At 41.6% G+C, this 20,546-nt stretch carries 13 protein-coding genes; 7 read left to right on the top strand and 6 right to left on the bottom strand.

What is annotated here, in order from left to right; genetic code table 11:
• Nucleotides 1-94 precede the first annotated feature (94 nt).
• From AHMF7605_RS18505 to mddA, 3 genes are all read left to right on the top strand, one after another.
• A complete protein-coding gene (locus AHMF7605_RS18505; protein WP_106931532.1) occupies nt 95-3,217 on the top strand; it encodes a two-component regulator propeller domain-containing protein in 3,123 nt (1,040 codons plus the stop codon).
• Nucleotides 3,218-3,245: 28 nt separating this feature from the next.
• The gene (locus AHMF7605_RS18500; RefSeq protein ID WP_106931531.1) at nt 3,246-4,013 is read left to right on the top strand and encodes a LytR/AlgR family response regulator transcription factor; all 768 of its coding nucleotides are present in this window, start codon (nt 3,246-3,248) and stop codon (nt 4,011-4,013) included.
• 453 nt (nt 4,014-4,466) lie between these two features.
• Nucleotides 4,467-5,195: a methanethiol S-methyltransferase gene (gene mddA, locus AHMF7605_RS18495; protein ID WP_106931530.1), complete on the top strand. Its 729-nt coding sequence runs from the start codon at nt 4,467-4,469 to the stop codon at nt 5,193-5,195.
• Nucleotides 5,196-5,503: 308 nt separating this feature from the next.
• Here mddA and AHMF7605_RS18490 read toward each other — a convergent pair whose 3' ends face one another.
• Nucleotides 5,504-6,253, bottom strand: coding sequence for a hypothetical protein (locus tag AHMF7605_RS18490; RefSeq protein WP_106931529.1), 750 nt, complete (start codon nt 6,251-6,253; stop codon nt 5,504-5,506).
• A 459-nt stretch (nt 6,254-6,712) separates the two neighbouring features.
• On the opposite strand from AHMF7605_RS18490, the gene AHMF7605_RS18485 reads away from it, so the two are divergent.
• The 3 genes from AHMF7605_RS18485 (at nt 6,713) to AHMF7605_RS18475 (ending at nt 14,633) form a co-directional block, all read left to right on the top strand.
• The gene (locus AHMF7605_RS18485; protein ID WP_106931528.1) at nt 6,713-9,064 is read left to right on the top strand and encodes an ABC transporter permease; all 2,352 of its coding nucleotides are present in this window, start codon (nt 6,713-6,715) and stop codon (nt 9,062-9,064) included.
• Between the two features lie 690 nt (nt 9,065-9,754).
• Nucleotides 9,755-12,151, top strand: coding sequence for an ABC transporter permease (locus AHMF7605_RS18480; protein WP_106931527.1), 2,397 nt, complete (start codon nt 9,755-9,757; stop codon nt 12,149-12,151).
• 118 nt (nt 12,152-12,269) lie between these two features.
• Nucleotides 12,270-14,633: an ABC transporter permease gene (locus AHMF7605_RS18475; RefSeq protein ID WP_158267558.1), complete on the top strand. Its 2,364-nt coding sequence runs from the start codon at nt 12,270-12,272 to the stop codon at nt 14,631-14,633.
• A 294-nt stretch (nt 14,634-14,927) separates the two neighbouring features.
• Here the strand turns inward: AHMF7605_RS18475 and AHMF7605_RS30580 are convergent, their stop codons facing one another.
• The 4 genes from AHMF7605_RS30580 to AHMF7605_RS18455 all read right to left on the bottom strand — a co-directional run bounded on the left by AHMF7605_RS30580 (nt 14,928) and on the right by AHMF7605_RS18455 (nt 17,407).
• A complete protein-coding gene (locus AHMF7605_RS30580) occupies nt 14,928-15,077 on the bottom strand; it encodes a nucleotidyltransferase domain-containing protein (protein WP_233219314.1) in 150 nt (49 codons plus the stop codon).
• 215 nt (nt 15,078-15,292) lie between these two features.
• Nucleotides 15,293-15,754, bottom strand: a complete 462-nt coding sequence (locus tag AHMF7605_RS18465) for a hypothetical protein (protein ID WP_146153619.1) — start codon at nt 15,752-15,754, stop codon at nt 15,293-15,295.
• Nucleotides 15,755-15,890: 136 nt separating this feature from the next.
• Nucleotides 15,891-16,172: a hypothetical protein gene (locus tag AHMF7605_RS18460; protein WP_106931524.1), complete on the bottom strand. Its 282-nt coding sequence runs from the start codon at nt 16,170-16,172 to the stop codon at nt 15,891-15,893.
• Nucleotides 16,173-16,402: 230 nt separating this feature from the next.
• Nucleotides 16,403-17,407 (bottom strand): PDDEXK nuclease domain-containing protein, encoded by a 1,005-nt coding sequence (locus AHMF7605_RS18455; protein ID WP_106931523.1) that lies wholly within the window; start codon nt 17,405-17,407, stop codon nt 16,403-16,405.
• Nucleotides 17,408-17,746: 339 nt separating this feature from the next.
• On the opposite strand from AHMF7605_RS18455, the gene AHMF7605_RS18450 reads away from it, so the two are divergent.
• Complete coding sequence (locus AHMF7605_RS18450; protein ID WP_106931522.1) at nt 17,747-20,161, top strand: ABC transporter permease; 2,415 nt, start codon at nt 17,747-17,749, stop codon at nt 20,159-20,161.
• A gap of 80 nt (nt 20,162-20,241) precedes the next feature.
• On the opposite strand, the gene AHMF7605_RS18445 is transcribed toward AHMF7605_RS18450, so the two are convergent.
• Nucleotides 20,242-20,484 carry a DUF2442 domain-containing protein gene (locus tag AHMF7605_RS18445; protein WP_106931521.1) on the bottom strand — a complete coding sequence of 81 codons (243 nt, stop codon included), beginning with the start codon at nt 20,482-20,484 and terminating at the stop codon, nt 20,242-20,244.
• Nucleotides 20,485-20,546 lie beyond the last annotated feature (62 nt).

Genomic DNA, 20,546 nt, shown 5'->3' with positions numbered 1-20,546 from the left:
TTTTCACCGCTTTATTTTACTTTTTACACGCCTTACTAACTCTAATTGCGCCAGCCCCAGCTTTTTAGTAAATTAACGGGCAATCGCTACTATAATGGGTTCTTGTAAACATATTATTCCTTTGCTGCTCCTGCTACTTTTTACGCCAAAAGCCTGGGGTCAACCGCCGGAATTTACCGTTACCCATTACGACGAAACCAGCGGTTTACCCAGCAATTCCATCAATGCCAAGATTCAGGATTCCCGGGGTTATATATGGTTGGGGACCGATGATGGCTTATTCCGGTACGATGGCTATACTTTTAAATTATTCAAAAAGCCTCCCGGCCCCAACGACGCTTTTGCGGGAACAGCGGTTACCCAACTAGCCGAAGATCAGGACGGCAGAATATGGATGGGTACAACCAAAGACGGCCTTACCTGCTACGATCCAACAACCGGAGAGTATCGTAATTTTCCGGTCAAAAATATAGATCGTACCGCTCCGCTCACCCGGTCCATTACCATGCTGTTTGTAGATAACGAGAACAACGTTTGGGCCGGTCTTTACCAGAAGGGTTTAATCCAATTAAATAAAGCAACCGGTAAATTTACGCAGTACAATGTAATTGCCGATACCAATACCTTTTATACCAAAGAATTTAGAGAAGTAAACAATTTGGTAAATGACATGCACGAAAAGGAAAAGGGCATTTACTGGTTAGCTACCCGCGATGGCTTGTACCGGTTTAACAGCACTACCGGCGACATGCAACCCGTCAGAGCCAAACCTTTACAAAAAAATATTTCCCGGGATGATTTATTCACGTCTATTGCCGACGATAAACACGGCTTATGGCTGGGCTCCTGGGGCGGCGGACTCAGTTATTACGATTTGGAAACGAAACAATGGAACACCTATAAATACGATTTACGGCGCACCAATGTAGCTACCATTAACATCATATTGGATATAAAACCTAAAAATGAAAATGAATTGTGGCTTGCCAGCAGCGACCGGGGTTTTGGATCCTTTAACAAGCTAACCCACCAGTTTACTTTTTTTAGTAACGACGCCAATACCAACGCTACTCTTCCGGGGAAATTTTGTTTGGGTTTAATGCTGGATAAACAAAACAATATTTGGCTCTCTCATACCAACGGTTTGTCTAAGGTAAAGCAAACCGAAAAAAAGTTTACTTATGTACCGGTTAAAGTAAACCGCAGCGATAATGGGCCCTTCTACGAAATTTCCTCGATGCTGGAAGACAAAGCCGGCCAATACTTTTTTATCGGTACTTCTTTTGCCGATGGTTTACATGTGGTGGATAAACATACCGGTAAAACTCAGATTCTATCTTTTCCGGTAAAGCCAAATGAAGAAAGCATTCTGATGGTAAATGATATGGTGCAGGATAGTAAAGGAATTATTTGGGTACTTACCCGGGATTATGTATACCAATACGACCTAGTAACACGCCAACTCATTTCTTTGCCGCAGCCCCCAGGTTACATAAATAACCAAAGGTCGAATGCTTTTACGGTACTGCGAGAAGATAAAAAAGGGAATATCTGGATTGCCTCGGGCCGGAACGGCGTTTTTTGTTATGAGCCGCAAACCAAAACCTACCAGCATTTTTACAGTACCCCCGGAAACAAAAAACTGCTCCGTTCCAATGTTATCAGCGGTATGGCCCTGGATAAAAAAGGCCGGATTTGGGTAGGGGGCCGGGGTTGTTTTGGCTATTTTGATGATTCCGGAAAAGATTTCATAAATCTGGATCAATACGGTAAACCGTCGGCGTCTAACTATGATAACCGCGTGTACACCTTGTATGCCGATAAAAACGGGGATATATGGGCGGGCACCGATGCCGGCTTATATCATTATGATGCCAACCAAATAGTGCCGGTACTTAAAAAGAATTATAATGTTGCTACTGGTTTACGGGGAGAGATTGTGGCGCAGGTGCAGGAAGATATAAAAGGAGATATCTGGTGCATTACCAATTCGGCGGTTTGTAGAATAAGCCGGCAAACCGGAAATATTACCACTTTCGGAAAATTAGATGGTATTAATAAATTAAATTCGCTCTATTATCAGATTAATTCCCTGTTCGGCTTTTTTCTCTTCCAAGACAATAAAATGGCTCTGCTTTCGAGTGGCGGCTATTATGTTTTTGAGCCAGCCTCTATTATCGTAAAAAAAACAGTTGTGCCGCTGGCGGTTACTTCCTTTAAGATGGATGAAGAAGAACAACTTTTTGAGAAAGCAATAGCAAGTCGCCAAAGAATAGCAGTACCTGCCAAGGCAAATGTTATTTCTTTTGAATATGCCGCCCTGGATTTTGATCGGCCTGATAAACAACAATATGCTTACCGGCTCGTCGGTTTCGATAAAGATTGGGTAAAAGCCGGTCAGCGGCGGTATACCAGCTACGCCAACATACCCCGGGGCAATTATGTGTTTCAAGTAAAAGCGACCAATACTCCCGATAATTGGAATACCCCCGTAGTTTCCATTCCCATTCGGATGGAGGAGCCATTTTACAAAACGACCTGGTTTTTATTGGCGGTTGCTTTAATTCTGGCAGCTTCTGTCTACGTGTTTTTTACTTATAAATTGGTGAAGCAACAGGAAATTCTGGCGCTGGAAACCAAAGCCCATATTTTGGAAAAGGAAAAAGTGTTGGTGCTATACGAAAGTTTAAAACAGCAGTTAAACCCTCATTTTCTCTTTAATTCCCTTACCTCGCTCAGCAGTCTTATCCGCTACGATCAGAAAAAGGCGGGTGTTTTCTTGGATGGCTTGTCAAAAATGTACCGCTACATTTTAAAAAGCAGCGATACCGAAACGGTAGCTTTGTGCGAAGAGCTAAAATTTGTGCAAACCTTTATTAACCTGCAGCAAACCCGCTTTGATCAAGGTTTATTAGTAAATATAAACATAGCCGATGAATATGCTTATACCAAAATAGCCCCGGTAACTCTGCAGAATTTAATCGAAAACGCAATCAAACATAATATTATAGATGCCGATTCGCCCTTAATTATTGATATATATCCGGAGAATTCTTATCTGATAGTGCGCAACAATTTGCAAAAAAAGAATTTTGTGGAAACCAGCAATAAACAAGGGTTAGCCAGCTTACAATCCTTGTATCATTACTTAAGCGATAAACCCTTAATTATTACCGAAACCGGCCAGTTCTTCTTTGTAAAAATTCCTTTACTATAAATTTTACTCTTTTATCCTATCTGTTTTTATGAAAGCCTTAATAATAGAAGACGAGCCTCTTGTGGCAAAAGAGCTGAATACAAAAATACAAGCTATTACCCGCGATATAGATGTTATGGAAGTATTGCCCAGTTTAAAGACGGCTAAGCGCTGGTTTATGGAAAACGCCGAACCCGACCTTATTTTCATGGATATTCAATTAAGTGATGGCGTAAGTTTCGAGCTTTTTGATATTTATAAATTAAGCTGCCCGGTTATTTTTACTACTGCTTACGACGAGTTTGCTTTGCGGGCTTTTAAAGTAAACTGCATTGATTATTTAGTAAAGCCCATTGACGAAGAAGAGCTGAAAAAAGCCATTGAAAAGTGCCAAGGTATCATCCAAAATAAAATTTCAACTACTTTCGATATTCAGCAACTTATAAAAAGTTTGAAAGATGGTAATGCGGCTTCGGCGTACAAAGAAAAGTTTATCGTTAATGTACGAAATACCTGGATTCCGGTAAATACTTCGGAAATAGCTTGTTTTATGCGGGATTATTTAAATTACCTTTTTACGTTTAGCGGAGAGAAGTATATTCTGGATTTTGCCACGTTGGACGAAGTAGAAAAACTGTTGGACCCTAACAAATTCTACCGGGCTAACCGACAATATATTATTCACATCGATTCAATCAAGAGTGTACAACCTCACGAAAATTTTAAACTTACCGCTACCTTAAAATCTCCCTTAAAATTTGAGGTAGATATCAGCCGCGAAAAAGCGCCCGCTTTTAAAAAATGGCTCGACCGGTAAACTTATAAAAGGTATACGTTTTCTAAATACTACATCCAATATTCATCTTAAATCTAGCTCCAAATTAGCTTTTAGCCGCTAATCTATTTCTAATAACGCAAAAGCCAGAAAAGCAGTAGCTAAGAATAAGAGACAGCAGTCGGGTCAGAGGCATACAGGTTATGGTTCAAGTCGCATCAGCAACAATGCCGGATGACTTGAAAAGGCCCCACAGAACGATGCCTTAAAACAATAAAAACTCTAATCGTAGCCATAAGGAGGACAGTAGAAATAAGTTTGAGTTAGCTCTAAGATAAGCTATTAATTTATACATCTTACTGCTTACACCAAATGCTTTAATCTAAATTTTCTACACTTCATTTTAATCCTTATACGACTCACTTTGATTAATTTTTTACCTCTTCCATTCTGCTTTATTTTTAAGTAAAAATTAATCAAAACTTAAAAAAAAGCATGAAAAAGTCACTGGCATTTATTTATGGCATCATATGTTATGGTGTTTTCTTAGAGACCTTTCTTTACGCGATTGGTTTTGTAGGTAATTTATTGGTACCTAAAACAATTGACAATGGTTTGCCTGGCAAAGGCATGAGTGGGGTGTTTATTGATGTATTGTTGCTTACCATTTTTGCTCTGCAGCATTCTATTATGGCCCGACCCGCTTTTAAGAAGTGGTGGACAAAAATTATTGTTCCCGAAATAGAACGCAGCACCTACGTATTGTTAGCTAGTCTGGCGCTTATTTTATTATTCTGGCAGTGGCGTTGCTTTAATGAAATAATATGGAAGGCAGATAATCCAGTAGTTCAAGGAACTTTAACAATTTTATATTTTACCGGTTGGATCATTGTTTTACTCTCCACCTTCATGATCAACCATTTTGATTTGTTCGGCTTGAAACAAGTTTTTTATTACTTCAAAAACAAACCACACGATGATCCCGAATTTAAAACAAATTGGCTTTATCGTATTGTTCGCCATCCGCTAATGTTGGGATTTTTGATCGCTTTCTGGGCTACTCCGTTAATGACTTTAGGCCATTTAATTTTTTCTACTGTTACTACTATTTATATTTTGGTGGCCATTAAATTTTTAGAAGAACGGGATTTGGAAAAAAGCATTGGCCAAAAATATACCGCCTACAAGAAAGAGGTGCCTATGCTTATCCCTTTCACCAAGTAAATTCAAACTTTTTGAATAAGAGTAGTTGTTTTGTAATCAACGATATTTTAATCTGATAGAATCCCATTTATCAAAACAAAATGGCCAGCGGCAAATGGTTAAACCATTTTGCCGTTCTGGCCATCTTTATTTTCAATAAAATGGTAGCAGTTTGTGCCCATTTTGACCCGTTAAATTCAACCAGTCAATAGAGTAACTGCTACGAGACAAATGAGAAAGATTTTATTCTTTGAAAATGAGGTTTACATCTTAATAGAGATACTTTAACTATAATAATAAGCGGGAAATAGCCTTTTCATAAGCCAAATTTATTTTACTCTCAATCTTAAGTAAGAAAAATCTTCTTCTTTGGGTTCGGCTTGCAATTGCTCGTATTTCTCCGTTGGCATCATTTTAATAATTATGGACTCCGGCGATTCCCATTGCAATTCAAAGGGTTCCCAATCTTGCGGTTCAATCTCCAGGTGCTGCGCTATGGCCGAAGAATTATTTGGTCCCGCTACTTTCCACACCTGAACGCCATTGGGTTCCCCTTCCATAACTGTTGCCCGCGACACATTGGCTAAATACTTGTGGTCCGGCGAAACGGATGGCTCCGCCCAGGTGGGCGTAATTTTGCCCGTTGTTTTGTCTACCAGGTAAGTCTCAAAACCTTCGTAGAAACTACCAGCCACTAAGTATTGATGAAGCGCTTGGTTTTGCCCCAGGTACCGGTATTCCCTAATTTCCGGGTCGTCGGTATTCAGCAGGGTATCCCGAAACGCTTCAAGAGGAGTCCATTTCTGGTTAATCTTAAGAACCAATACCCCGTTCTCTTTACGGGCTTCCTCGGGGCCCATTTTAAAACTTACCGGTTGCCGGGTAGCGGCCTGGTCAAACGCGGCTTTGGTAGCAGGCTCCAAGGTGTACCGCTCCGTTTTAACCGGTTTTTCGTTGGTTTTATCAGTAATACTGGTTTTTGCCGGATTTTCTTCTGTTTTTTTATTTGTTAATGTGTCTGTCCGGTTATGGCAGCTAATTACCAGTAGAAATAAGGGCAGCAGGGTAAGATTTCGCATGGGTAACTAATTTAATTTTGCTTATAACGATAACACGTATTCCACGGGCTTCGCCTTAAGGCAGTTTAAAATATCTAATAGTAAATGCCGAAACAACTTTAATGAAAATAACAGTAAATTTTCGACCAGTAATATTGACTTTGATCGAACACATTTTAAGAAAATACCAGTAACTGATGGCTTGCCTCTCTCTGCCAGAGGTGCTTTTTTCACCGGGTTATACGTCTTTCTTTAAACTTATTAATTCCTGTTACAAAAGCGAACAAAAAACTGTATCAAAACCGGACAAGTATTCTGGGCTGTAGTTCTTTTTAGTAATGTAAACTGTTAATTTACAATTATATAGGATTATGGCATCTTTCTTATTCTGGGTATAGGGGCCTCTTTACCAGCAATGGAGTAATCTGTTATATAATAGGTTGTTCCATACCTTTTAGTAAGTTATAAAAGTTTGCGACCATGCTCACCAATTACTTGAAAATTGCCCTTCGTAATTTACTCCGGCACAAAGCCTTTTCTTTTATTAATATTTCAGGGTTAGCTCTGGGGATGACCTGTAGCATTTTAATTATGCTCTGGGTGCAGGATGAGCTAAGTTTTAACCAGTTTCATAAAAATGGGCCGCAGCTCTACCGCATAATGGCTAATTTAAACTGGGGCGAAACCCAGACCGGCGAAAATACGCCGCAGCCTTTAGCCGAAGCCCTTCGCAAAGAAATTCCCGAAATTACGCATATTGTAAACATGACTAATTGGGATTTCGGTAGTTTGTTTAAAGCTAACGGTAAGACCAATAAAGAAACCAAAGGCCGTTACGCGAGCCCCGAATTATTGCAGTTGTTTTCCTTTCCCTTACTGCAGGGCAATCCTAAAACGGCTTTGGCTTCGCCGGATGCTATTGTGCTTTCCCAATCTTTAGCGCGCAAGTATTTTGGGACCGAGAACGCATTAGGCCAAACCATTAACCTTAAAGATGCCGGGGATTTTCGGATAATGGGCGTGATGCAGGATATTCCTAAGAATTCTTCTTTGCAGTTTGATTTTGTCTTACCCATGCAGGTATTCGTGAAGAAGAATGATTGGGTAAAAACCTGGGGCAACTTTAGTTTAACTACCTTTTTGCAACTGCGGCCCGATGCAGATTTTACCAAGGTAAATGCGCAAATCCGGAAGTATATGCCCAAAAATCACCCGGAACAGAACGCGGATTTTTTCTTACAACCGGTTTCCGAAATGCATTTGCACGCCTACAAAGCCGGTAAACCCGCTGGCGGCCGCATTGTGTACGTGCGCTTGTTTACCCTGGTAGCCGTATTTATTTTACTCATTGCCTGCATTAACTTCATGAACCTGGCTACCGCCCGCTCGGCAAAACGCTCGAAAGAAGTAGGAATCCGAAAAGTTATTGGGGCCGCCCGCTCGTTATTGTTCGGGCAATTTATGGGCGAAGCGCTGCTTACGGCTTTACTGGCCGTGTTCTTTTCCTTGGTATTAGTAACGCTGCTACTGCCTACTTTTAACCAGCTTACCGGCAAAGCCATTACCATCAATTACACGCATCCGGCATTTCTACTATCGTTAGCAGCTATTACCGTGCTTACCGGCTTTATTGCGGGTAGTTATCCGGCTTTGTTTTTATCGTCTTTGAAACCGGTAAAGGTATTAAAAGGCCATCCTAAATTCGGGTTTAAATCGCTGTTGTTCCGCAAAGGTCTGGTAGTTTTTCAATTTACCTTATCGCTTATTTTAATGGTGGGCACGGTAGTAATTTACCGGCAAATCAATTTTATTCAAAACCGTAACTTGGGCTTCGACCGGGAAAATGTTATTTCTATTGGTTTGGAAAGCGACCTGAGTAAAAATATAAAAGCCTTTAAAAATGAAGTACTGCAAACGCCCGGTATTAAATGGGTAACTACCACCAGCGATCATCCCATGTCTATTTACAATTCGTCGGCAGATTTACAATGGCCCGGCAAATCGGAGAAAGAGGCGTCTTCTATTTCCGGAGTTTTTGTCGATTACGATTACTTCGAAACCATGAACATCCGGATGAAAGAAGGCCGCTCTTTCTCCCGCGACTTTGCTACCGATAGCAGCGCCTACATTGTAAATGAGGCTGCCGTCGAGATGATGGGAATGAAAAACCCGGTGGGGCAAACAGTATCTTTCTGGAAAGGCAAAGGAAAAATCATTGGGGTAGCTAAAAATTTTCATTCTCAATCGCTGCACGAGCCTATTAAGCCGCTGATAGTATTGTTGGAACCGCGCAACGCCAGCGTTGTATTGGTACGCACCGAACCCGGTAAAACCAAAGAAGCCTTAGCCAGCCTGGAAAAAGCCACTCGTAAGTATAACCCGGGCTACCCTTTTGAATATCACTTCCTGGACGAGATTTTTGAAGAGCAATACAAAAGCGAAATGACCATTGGTAAGCTAATTAATTGTTTTGCCGGCCTGGCTATTTTTATTTCTTGTTTAGGTTTATTTGGCTTAGCCCTTTTCACCGCCGAGCAACGCACCAAAGAAATTGGGGTTCGCAAAGTGCTGGGCGCTTCGGTAGTCAATATTGTCGCTTTACTCTCCAAAGACTTTTTGAAACTGGTATTACTAGCCAATGTTATTGCCTGGCCGCTCGCCTGGTGGGCCATGCACCAATGGCTGCAAAACTTTGCTTTCCGGGCCGATTTAGGATTATGGATTTTCGCTTTAGCTGGAATAGCCACTCTGTTTATTGCGCTACTTACGGTAAGTTTCCAGGCGGTGCGCAGCGCCATAGCCAACCCGGTAAACTCCCTGCGCAGTGAGTGAGAGAATTTTGAATGCGTGAATTTTGAATGAGTGAATGAGTAAGAGGATGGCGGCATTTAATCAGGTTTAATTTTTCTACTAAATCCAACTGGATGTAAAATAAAGAAAATCGGAACAAGTACCGTTCTGGATAAAGCGAAACTAGTGCTGTCAGGCAAAAGCATAGTATAACAACAATCCCCCAGGAGAAAGGCATAGTGATCAGAGGAAGAATAATCGCTTTTGATTATTTTAATCAGATACTGTTAACCCTCCCCCTACCCCCTCCAAAGGGAGACTTTCTGTACCTGATTGGATTGACTAAATGAACTGCTCTCCAGAGCAACAGATTGTTGAAAGGTAACATTGGCGCTACGCTAAACACTGCCTTCAACTTTGAGAAACCTATTTAGAAAAAGAAGGAAACGAATAATTAGATAGTAGCAACTGACACCCGTTTGGCGGTGGAGGGCCTTCTAAGGTTCCGGTTCTGCGTAGAGAATTCCGCAGACGGAGTCGAGGAAAGGAAGCTTAGACCCGCCCGGAAGAGCCAAACGAGGCCCGCCGGCCACGAGGCAAACAGGGTACTGCTCAAACTAGATAGCACTAATGCCTGGAGACGGGAACCGGCTCCACGGATAAAGAAAGAATATTGTTACTAACCAAAAAATTACCGTCGTCCATCAACTATCGACTAAAAACTTAAAAAATATGCTTGCCAATTACCTCAAACTCGCCATTCGCAACCTATTGCGGCAGAAATTTTATACCGCTATCAACATAGTGGGGCTCACATTGGGTATTACCTGCTGTTTGCTCATCTTTTTATTTGTGCAGAATGAGCTAAGTTACGACCGTTTCCACGCGCAAGGAGACAGAATTTACCGGGTAATGCGGGTAGGTGGCGTTAATGGCGATAAGGCGAAGATACCGTATGTTTCGGGACCGTACGCGCCGGCGCTGCTCAACGATTTTCCCAGCGATATTAAAGCGGCCGTACGAATAATGTCCACGAATGCTTTGTTTTCTTACCAGGATAAAACTTTTAAAGAAGACCGGGTATTTATAACCGATCCTAACTTTCTCGAATTATTTACTTTTCCGCTGTTGCAGGGCGATCCGCGCCAGGTCCTGGCCGACCCGGATAATGTGGTGATAAGTGAAGCCATGGCCAAAAAATACTTCGGTTCCGAAAACCCGATGGGCAAGCTGCTGACCTTTGATAAAAACCAAACGTGTAAAGTTTCTGGTGTGATGGCCAACGTGCCGGACAATTCGCACCTGAAATTTGATTTTGTTTTTTCCATTAAAGATTTCGAAGAGCAGGAGTGGTTCCAGCGGTGGAATAATAACTCGATGTTTACCTACGTACTGCTGGAAGAGCAAACCAAACCCGAGACCCTCGCGGCGCAATTCCCCGCTTTTATGGAGAAACACCAGGGTGCGGAAGCTAAAAAAGAAGGGCAGAATATGACCCTGGATTTACAACCTCTCCGTGCCATTCACCTGGATACCAACACGCAATTTGATTTTGCGGAGCAGGGAAATAAAAGCAACGTGTACATTTTTTCGGCCATTGCCATTTTTATTCTGTTAATAGCCTGCATTAATTTTATGAACCTGGCCTCGGCGCGTTCGGCTGGTCGGGCCAAAGAAGTAGGCGTGCGCAAAGTACTGGGTGCTTATAAACAACATTTAATCAGCCAGTTCTTAAGCGAATCTACCTTGCTCACGTTCGTTGCGGTAGTTTTATCGCTGGGATTAATCATTTTAATTCTGCCTTATTTTAATGCTTTTGCCGAAAAGCATTTGGCCATACCTTTTGGTAATCCTTGGCTGTACGTGTTCTTAGCGGGGATTGGCTTAGTAGTCGGATTGCTCGCCGGTAGTTACCCGGCCTTTTTCTTATCGTCTTTTGAGCCGGTAAAAGTTTTAAAAGGCCGGCTCGCTTCCAACGCCGGTCATCCGTTGTTGCGGAAAGCCTTGGTGGTATCCCAATTCAGCCTTTCTATTTTTCTGATGATTGGCACCGTGGTTATTTTCCGGCAAATGGATTACGTACAACATAAAAATTTAGGCTTCCGTAAGGAGCACGTTATTAAAATTCCGCTGGATAACGAGAATATTTACAGCCGTAACCGGGCTTTTATGGGGCGGGTACAGCAACTGCCGGGCGTACAATCGGTTTCGGTCATGTCGGGGGAGCCGGGCGGCTTTCACGATAATTATGTATTTAAAGTAATCGATAAACCCAACGAAACCTGGAATTTCCGGACCGCCTTTTCCGATGCAAATTATTTACCCACGCTGGGAATTAAATTAGTAGCGGGCCGTAATTTCTCTAAGTCTTTTCCTACGGATTCGGTAGCGGCCATTTTGCTGAACGAAACCGCGGTAAAAAACTTAGGCTGGACTCCCCAGGAAGCTCTCGGGAAAGAATTTACAGACCCTACCATGTGGGCCGAACAACCGGTACCCCACCGGCGAAAAGTAATTGGCGTGGTGCAAGACTATCATTTCTCTTCGTTGAAAGAAGCCATTGAGCCTTTAATAATAACCATGCGCCGCGATCAGCGCTTAGTCGCTATCCGGCTGGCTTCGGGCAACCCCAAAGCTGCTTTGGCCGCCATCGAAGAGGTGTACAAGCAAACCGCTCCCAAATATCCGTTTCAGTATACTTTCCTCGATGAGTCTTTCGACCAATTGTATAAGAGCGAGCAAAAGCAAGCGCAAATATTGGCGGTATTTTCTGTGTTGGCTATTTTCATTGCCTGCCTGGGTTTGTTAGGATTAGCCTCTTACACCACCCAGCAGCGCCGCAAAGAAATTGGCATCCGCAAAGTATTAGGTGCTTCGGTCGGGAACGTGGTAGCCTTGCTCTCCCAAGATTTTCTGAAATTGGTATTGCTGGCGAATATCTTAGCCTGGCCGCTTGCCTGGTGGGCCATGCACAAATGGCTGCAAGATTTTACGTACCGCGTAGAACTTAATGCCCTTATTTTTGTAGTAGCCGGGATTATAGCCTTGCTCATTGCTATTGTAACGGTAAGCTTCCAGGCATTAAAAGTAGCGGTGGCTAACCCGGTAAATGCGCTGCGCGATGAGTGAGGTATAAGAATTAAGTAATAATCCTCTACCTGTCCGGATGAAAATTAAATAATAAACCAGCCCAGTAATAATCTTCTCTTCTATGCTAAAAAATTATATAAGACAATTCGGGAGAAGAATGGTAAGAGACAAAATGTACTCTTTCTTGAATATTGTTGGGCTATCCGCCGGACTAACTTGCTTTGCCTTTATTGCGCTTTGGATAAATAGCGAGTTAAACTACGACGCCTTTAATCAGAATTATGACCGGATTGTTCGGGTAAATAAATTAATAAAAACAGAAACCAACCTTTCCGAATCGGCCCGGTCCGGAGCTACAATAGCAGCAGTTCTTCAGCAGGATTATCCGGAAGTAGAAAATACCGTACGGATGGATATGCGGGAAGAAGTGGTGCAGTATAAAGATAAGCTCCTGCAAGAACGTATTATTCTGACGGATCCTTCCTTCTTTCACATTTTCAGTTACAATCTAATTAGAGGCAATGCGGCTACGGCCATTAGCGAGCCTTACTCGGTTATTCTTACCGAATCAACGGCCCGGAAATATTTTGGGGAAACAGATCCGATTGGGGAAACCCTCAAGATTTACCTATACGACGGCGTTGAGATGGGGAAAAGCTATAAAGTAACCGGCATCACCCCTGACCCTCCCCAGAATTCACATTTTACATTTAGCATGCTGGCTTCTTTTAGAACGGTGGAGGTGGCCAACCCGGAGGTACTAACGGGCAACGATCCCGATAATGATAAATTTTATACCTATCTTTTGTTAAAACCCGGTGCGGATTACAAAACTTTTTCCCAAAAAATCACTTCCCTTTACACCAAAAATTTAGCCCACCGGTTTAACGTTACCTATTCTTATAAACTGCAACCCTTGCGGGCCATTCACCTTTCAACGCACGTAGCCGATGAGGAAACTGCCGGCGGCAACCAAAGCCACGTTTATATTTTTTCTACTATCGGTGTTTTTATCTTACTGCTGGCCGGTATTAATTATACCAATTTGGCTACGGCCCGCACCGTAAATAGAGCCAAAGAAGTAAGTATTAAAAAAGTAATCGGCGCCGATAAAACGCAGCTTATATTCCAATATTTATTAGAATCGGTGTTGATGGCTCTTTTGGCCCTAGTGTTAGCCTTGTTGATTTCATTTTTTATTCAGCCTTTTTTCTACCAGATTACCGCTAAAGATATTTCTCTGTTTTCAACCCCTCAACTATTAATTTTTCTAACAGGAGTTACTATTTTTTTAGGTATTCTTTCGGGTATTTATCCTGCCTTTATTCTTTCGGCTTTTAAGCCGGCCAGCATTTTAAAAGGGGCTTTTAAATCCGGGCCCAAAGGGGTGTTGTTGCGGCAATCGCTGGTAATAGTTCAATTTGTTATAACCCTAATATTAATAACCAGCGTGGTGGTTATTTACTCGCAAATGACGTATATAAAACACAAGGATTTAGGGTACAATAAAGAGGCGCTGCTTTTCTTACGCGTAAGCGGAAACACCGATGTTATAAAGGGATATCCGGCCTTTAAAAATGAATTAACCGTTAGTCCGCTTGTTTCGGGGGTGGCCACTTCCAATTCCTTAATCATGGGGGGATTAGATAAAGCTGGTTCCCAAACCACGGACGCCCGGGGCAAGCCTTTCCGGGTAAATACGGCGCTACTTGGGGTAGACACCGACTACCTAAAAGTATACGGAATAGAATTAATTGCCGGAACTAATTTTACGCGCCAGGTAACGGGGGATAGTATCCGGCCAATTCTCGTGAACGAAAGCGCGGTGAAAAGATTTAACTGGCACACGCCGGAAAAGGCTATTGGTAAACCTTTTACCACCGATGGCCAGCCCGGAACTATTGTAGGGGTAGTTCATGATTTTCACTTCGACGTATTACAACGACCGATAGAACCATTAGCTATTCACCCGCAGGCGGAGCGGTTTTCGAGGATTACCATAAAGTTAGATCGCCGAAAAATAAGCCAAAGCAAAGCGTTCATCGAAAAAGTATGGGCCAAGCATTTCCCGAATGCTTTGTTTGATTATGGTTTTTTAGATAAGCAACTGGAAGCGCAATACCAGGCGGAAGAACGTTTCTCTAAAATAATTGTATACTTCTCGGTATTGTCGTTGGTAATTGCCTGCTTAGGGCTTTATGGCCTTATTTCCTATTCTATCTCTCAGAAAACCAAAGAAATTGGAATCCGGAAAGTATTGGGAGCTACCTTAAATGGCATTGCGGTGCTTTTATCGAAAGAATTTTTAAAACTGGTGGTGTTTGCCTGTTTCCTGGCCTTGCCCCTAGCGGGGTATATTCTGCATTACTGGCTGCAGGATTTTGCCTACCGCATAAACCTTGCGTGGTGGATGTTCGCCGCCGCCGTAGTACCGGTTTTACTCCTCGCCTTGCTTACGGTCGGCATCCAGGTTATGAAAGCCGCCCTGATTAATCCGGTAAACGCCTTGCGCCGCGAGTGACGGAATAAGTAATGGCAACCAGCATTTTACAGGTTTTTAGGCTTACCCGGATAGTTGATTGGGCAGATTTTCTCTTGAGTAAATGAAATAAAGTAAAGTCCTTTTCTGCTGGCAAGAAATCACAAATTTCTAGTATAGATCTTTTTATGTCGGCTAACCATAATGGAATATCACTTTCCTTAAACAAGTACTTTAGTCCGGTTAATTTCTTGTTTGAGAAAAGGATTCCGAATAGCTTTTTGCTCTAGTAAATCAATTTCTAATTGCAAGATTTGCTCTAATTGAAATTTCAATTCAAAGTAATAATCGGTATATTCTAAGGGGGTCAGGAGCATCAATATCTATCACTAAATCAATATCGCTGTCGACTTTAAACCTGTCGTTGGTAACGGAGCCAAATGCAAAAAGGCTTCTGACACAGTGCTGCTCACAAAGACTTTTTATTTGCTCCTTCTAGTTGCTAATCGCTTGTATCCTAATTAAGATTATAATTTTCTTATTAACCTGTTTTTATTCTATACATGGTATTACCATTCAATAGCTTGGCGAAATCGTGGCGATTTAAGAGATCCGTCTCTGCCAAATGGGCAATAAGTTAAAGAAAAGAGACTCAAATTACTAAAAAACAGCAGCTTCATTTTAACAACTGTTATAAGCTATTATAATTTATCGTAAGCTTTTAAAATTTTGTAAGTATCCCTTCCATCAATAAGACAATAGTGTCTTGGATTATGTGGAGAAACTGCAAAAGCTCTTAGAGTTGCTCCTACAGCTTCACCAATATTATGTGAGTGCTGAACAATCAACAATTTTGCTGGCGACTGAGCTAGCCGAAAAATCTGATCTGCATTTTTATCTAAATGAGTCAATTTCATTTCACCAAATTTAGATGGTCCTTTAAGCACAAAAGCTGCAGTTGTTCTTCTTCCTGATTGATGGATTTGTGTAGCAAATAAATCATTTGATTCTCCTCCCCAATCCTTGGAGGGAATTTCTTTCAAAATTTCACATAACTTACCTTTTACATCAGATTCGCTGATTTTCGACATATATTCTTGCCATTCTTCATCTTCGACTTCTATTGATTTAATGTTCGTAAACTCATCAATGTCAGAAGGCACTATTTCATAAAATCCCAACCTTCCCACATTAAAGTAGTGGAATCAATACCTTTACCTTGGTTAAATAGATGATCAAATGAAGGTGCACCAATAATAAATGGATAAATAATTATTTCGTTATCTTTAATTTCCCTAATTACGCCAATAACTGGCATATCGATTTTCTGGATTGTTCCAACCTTCCAGTGTCGGCAACAAAATGTAATGCAGAAAAGTCAGCATATACCTTTTTATTATATTTAAATGTTAATAAAATTTGATTGCGAATACGTATATTTTTGTCATAAGCTTTATTTCCTGCTCCTTTGAAGGTTTCTGTACTACAAAAAACTTGACCAACTATGAGATTATCTAATAAAGTTTCACCAAGTGTTTTAACACCACTATTTTTACATAGTGTTAAAACTATATCAACCAAATAATGATCATTTGTAAGTTTTGCTTAGTGATCATTTTCTTTTATACGAATTTCATTAAATCTCCCCAGATAGTCCGGTGGAAATGAACTATGACATAGCCTATGATTAATAAAACCTGGATCTATGTGATGAAATAGTTCTTGATTTCGTTGTTCTGATGTTAAGGTTTCTAATGGCATAGCTTTTAATAATGGCTTACACTTAGGGATATACGCAAATTAGTAGAAATTCAAGCTCCTTTACTTTCAATTAGGTGTTTCAAATCTTCTTTACTTGGTAAAATGGTTTGATATTTACTTGCAAAAATTTGTTCATTATTTTCTGGTAAGGTATATTCTACAACTGCCTGACTTTTATCCTGGCAAAGGATTATTCCAATTGTTTTGTTCTCATCCGGCAATCTCATTTCGCGGTCGTAGTAATTGACATACATCTGCATCTGACCTAAATCCTGATGGGTTAATTCTCCTATCTTCAGGTCAATTAACACAAAGCTTTTTAATATTCTATTATAAAATACTAAGTCAACGCGAAAGTGCTTTTCATCAAACGTGATTCTTTTCTGCCTTGCAACAAATGTAAAACCAGTCCCTAATTCCAGTAAAAAGTGCTCTAATTTATCAATTAGTTTCTGTTCTAATTGGCTTTCTGAATAAGTTGAGTGTTCCGGTAAGCCAATAAATTCTAAAACGTACGGATCTTTAACTACATCCTTGGAATTTTCAATAATTAATCCTTTTTGGGAGAGTTCTACTACTTTATCTTTATCCCTGCTTAATGCTAACCTTGCGTAAAGCGCACTGTCGTATTGACGCTGCAATTCTCTTAGACTCCAATTATTTTTAATTGATTCTATCTCATAAAACTTCCTTTCTTTTTCATCGTCAATTCTCATTAGTTTTAAATAATGAGACCAGCTAAGTTTAAATTCGTCAGACAGTGTCTGACCTTTTGAATATATGAGATAAAAAGAACGCATTTGTTTGAGGTTGGTAGGAGAAAATCCTTTACCAAACTCTTTTAAAAGCCTCGCGGATAAGTCTTTAATAAGTTGTTGTCCATATTCAGCTCTTTCCCTTCCGTATTGCTCTTCTTCCAGAATTTGTCTGCCGATTTCATAATAAGTATGAACCATTGTTCGGTTAATGGACTGTACCACTGAATTCCTGGCTTGCTTTAAGAGTTTAGCAATCCTGTAAAAAAAATCTGATTTCCTGTTAATCAACTCACTCATGTTGCAATATACTCAGTCAAGTCGGTTTGCAGAATTTATCCTGAAAAAGCAATCCGGAATAACTGCAACAGATGGCCGGAGCGCATCACGAAACAAAATAAGAAGAGCAAGGTGGCTTGCGCGGTGGTTTAATAGTAGTTTCTTCTCAACACCTAAAAAACACCCACTCAAATCAACTCCTCCCGCTGTTACAGAACCGGACAATTTATTGTATCAAAACCGGACATATTTGAACCTATCTCAAGGATTTACCCACTTAAACTACTGTATTTTAACCACTTAAAAACGTGGCATTTTTCTTACGCGGTAAATAGTACCGTAATTTAAATCCCCTCGGCTATGCTACTTAACTACTTTAAAATTGCGCTCCGGAATTTGTTGCGGCACAAGTTGTTTTCGTTCATTAACATTTTTGGGTTGGCCGTGGGGCTGGCGTGTTGCCTGCTGATTGCCTTGTTTATTTTTCAGGAGTTAAGCTACGATACGTACCATGCCAACGCCAACCGTATCTACCGGGTAGGCCGCTCCTTTAACGGCGACGATGTACCCAGTTTGCAATTAGCGAATATTGCCCCGCCCTTTGGTCCTTTGCTTAAAAACGATTTTCCGGCCGTAGAAGAAGCCACCCGTTTGTTACAGCATAAGGCCGTAATAGCCGTTAGTCCGCAGAAATTTTTTACCGAAGAGAATGTTTTTTTTGCGGAGCCTTCTTTTTTTAAAATTTTCACCGTGTTGCTCCGCAGTGGTACTCCTCAAACGGCCTTAAGCGAACCGAATACCATTTTACTCACCGAAAAATTAGTTGCCAAGTATTTTCCGAAACAAAACCCGATTGGCCAATTTGTACGCTTAGATAATAAAGTTACTTTAAAAGTTACCGGCGTATTTAAAGATTTTCCGGTAAACTCCCATTTTCACCCGAATTTTCTGGTTTCGTTTAGCACCTTGCAGGATAGCACGCTTTTTGGCCGGGAAAACTTGGCGAACTTTAGCATCAACCGGTTTACCACTTACTTGTTGGTTCCCCCCCAATACAACGTAGCTCCCATCAGCGCGCAACTACCGGCTTTCCTCGACCGGCACATTGAATACCAGAATACCCGGCCTTCGTCGTACAACAATTTGTTTCTGCAAAAGCTTACCGATATTCATTTACATTCCCACCTCGATACGGAACTAGAACCCAATGGCGACAGCCAGCAAGTGTATTTATTCGGGGTGATTGCTTTGTTTATTTTACTTATTGCCTGCATTAATTTCATGAATTTATCTACGGCCCGTTCGTCGTTGCGCGCCAAAGAAATAGGGGTACGTAAAGTAATGGGCGCTAGCCAGGGCAAACTTATGGTGCAGTTTTTAAGCGAATCGCTGCTGTTTGTATTTATTGCGGTGCTGCTGGCCGTAGTACTCACGAACGCAGCCCTGCCGCTCATGAATAAATTAACCGGCAAAGAACTATACTTTAACCCCGAAAATGGCTGGCTGGCCGCTGGGGTAGTACTAGGTTTAGCCCTGCTGGTTGGTTTGGTGGCGGGTTCGTATCCGGCCTTGTATTTATCGTCGTTTCAGCCGGTGAAAGTTTTAAAAGGGAAGATAGTTCCTCTAAACCGTTCCGTATCGTTGCGCAAAGCCTTGGTGGTGCTGCAATTCGCTATTTCGGTGGTATTAGTGGTGAGCACCGCGGTGGTGTACAAACAATTAAGCTATCTCCAGGATAAAACTTTAGGTTTAAATAAAGATTATATTGTTACGCTGCCTTACGTACCGTCGTTATCCGCGCGTTACCAGGCTTTCCGGAACGAATTATTAGCCAACAATACCGTTACGCAGGTGGCCCGTTCCATTGAAGCTCCTTCCGAGCGCTTACTAAATTCATGGGGCGAAATGGGCATTGCATCCGGGGGAACGTACAAGGAAGCCTCTGTATCGTTTGAATTTTTGGGCATCGACCCTTCTTTCGTACCAACTTATAAAATTAAAATTCTAGCCGGCCGCAACTTTTCCGAAGCTTATCCCACGGATAGTACCAAAGCTTTTCTGCTGAACGAATCCGGGGTAAAAGCATTGGGTTTTAAATCGCCCCAACAAGCCCTGGGCAGTACCATTGATTACGGCGACCGGCAGGCTAAAGTAGTAGGCGTATTGTCAGACTTCCACTTCGAATCGATGCACCAGAAAATCAAGCCTTTGTTGTTTATGATTCCGGCATCATCCGATTTCCGCTACTTATCGGTGAAGCTGGCGGGGGCAGACTTAAAATCCGGAATGGCGCAACTGGAAAAAACTTGGAAACAGTTTCTACCGGATTACCCCTTTGAGTACGCTTTCCTGGACCAGAAATTTGGCCGGCTCTATGCAGCGGAACAGCGCCAGGGATTATTATTTACGCTGTTTGCCGGCATGGCTATTTTAATTGCTTGTTTAGGTTTGTTTGGGTTAGCCACGTTTGCCACCGAACAACGCACGAAAGAAATTGGCATCCGCAAAGTTCTGGGCGCTTCCATTGGCAGCATTGTAGCTTTGCTCTCGAAAGATTTTTTAAAACTAGTGTTGTTGGCCAACCTGCTGGCTTGGCCTATTGCCTGGTACGGCATGCACCGCTGGCTGCAGGATTTTGCTTATCGCACGCCATTATCGTGGTCTACGTTTGGGTTGGCAACGCTGCTGGCGGTAGTTATTGCTGTGCTCACGGTAAGTTTTCAGGCCATAAAAGCCGCCATTGCCAACCCAGTCGAGGCCTTGCGAAATGAGTAGTAGTTTATAGGTATGTATAGTAAATCCATTGCCCGTAGCGGAGCAAGGGTTTTGTATATACTACCCGTTAGCGAATATTTTTATATTTTTCCTTCATGCAAGTCCCATATAGGAAAGCACATCTCATAATCATTCCAGACAATATCCCCGTATTCAATGCGGAAGCCTTGGAATATATTTTTGTCTAAGTACATCTTTGTCATTGAATTTTTGGCTGATTTTAAGAAGTTTTCAGCCTCAATAGTTTGGCTAACCCTCTCCGAAAAATCGAATTTTATTCTATAACCGCCCAAATAAACCGCTTTGTCAATGGCAACTACCATAACTAATCCATCTTTTTAGTAATTACTTATGCTCTGATTCGGAAAGGTAAAAGAAGCTATTA

Source organism: Adhaeribacter arboris (genome assembly GCF_003023845.1).
GTDB lineage: Bacteria > Bacteroidota > Bacteroidia > Cytophagales > Hymenobacteraceae > Adhaeribacter > Adhaeribacter arboris.
This window is presented reverse-complemented; position numbering and strand designations above follow the sequence as displayed.

Coding starts and splice junctions, on each gene's coding strand:
- AHMF7605_RS18500 (WP_106931531.1), top strand. CDS start 3,246: ATGAAAGCCTTAATAATAGAAGACGAGCCTCTTGTGGCAAAAGAGCTG.
- AHMF7605_RS18505 (WP_106931532.1), top strand. CDS start 95: ATGGGTTCTTGTAAACATATTATTCCTTTGCTGCTCCTGCTACTTTTT.
- mddA (WP_106931530.1), top strand. CDS start 4,467: ATGAAAAAGTCACTGGCATTTATTTATGGCATCATATGTTATGGTGTT.
- AHMF7605_RS18450 (WP_106931522.1), top strand. CDS start 17,747: ATGCTACTTAACTACTTTAAAATTGCGCTCCGGAATTTGTTGCGGCAC.
- AHMF7605_RS18455 (WP_106931523.1), bottom strand. CDS start 17,407: ATGAGTGAGTTGATTAACAGGAAATCAGATTTTTTTTACAGGATTGCT.
- AHMF7605_RS18485 (WP_106931528.1), top strand. CDS start 6,713: ATGCTCACCAATTACTTGAAAATTGCCCTTCGTAATTTACTCCGGCAC.
- AHMF7605_RS18480 (WP_106931527.1), top strand. CDS start 9,755: ATGCTTGCCAATTACCTCAAACTCGCCATTCGCAACCTATTGCGGCAG.
- AHMF7605_RS18475 (WP_158267558.1), top strand. CDS start 12,270: ATGGTAAGAGACAAAATGTACTCTTTCTTGAATATTGTTGGGCTATCC.
- AHMF7605_RS18445 (WP_106931521.1), bottom strand. CDS start 20,484: ATGGTAGTTGCCATTGACAAAGCGGTTTATTTGGGCGGTTATAGAATA.
- AHMF7605_RS18490 (WP_106931529.1), bottom strand. CDS start 6,253: ATGCGAAATCTTACCCTGCTGCCCTTATTTCTACTGGTAATTAGCTGC.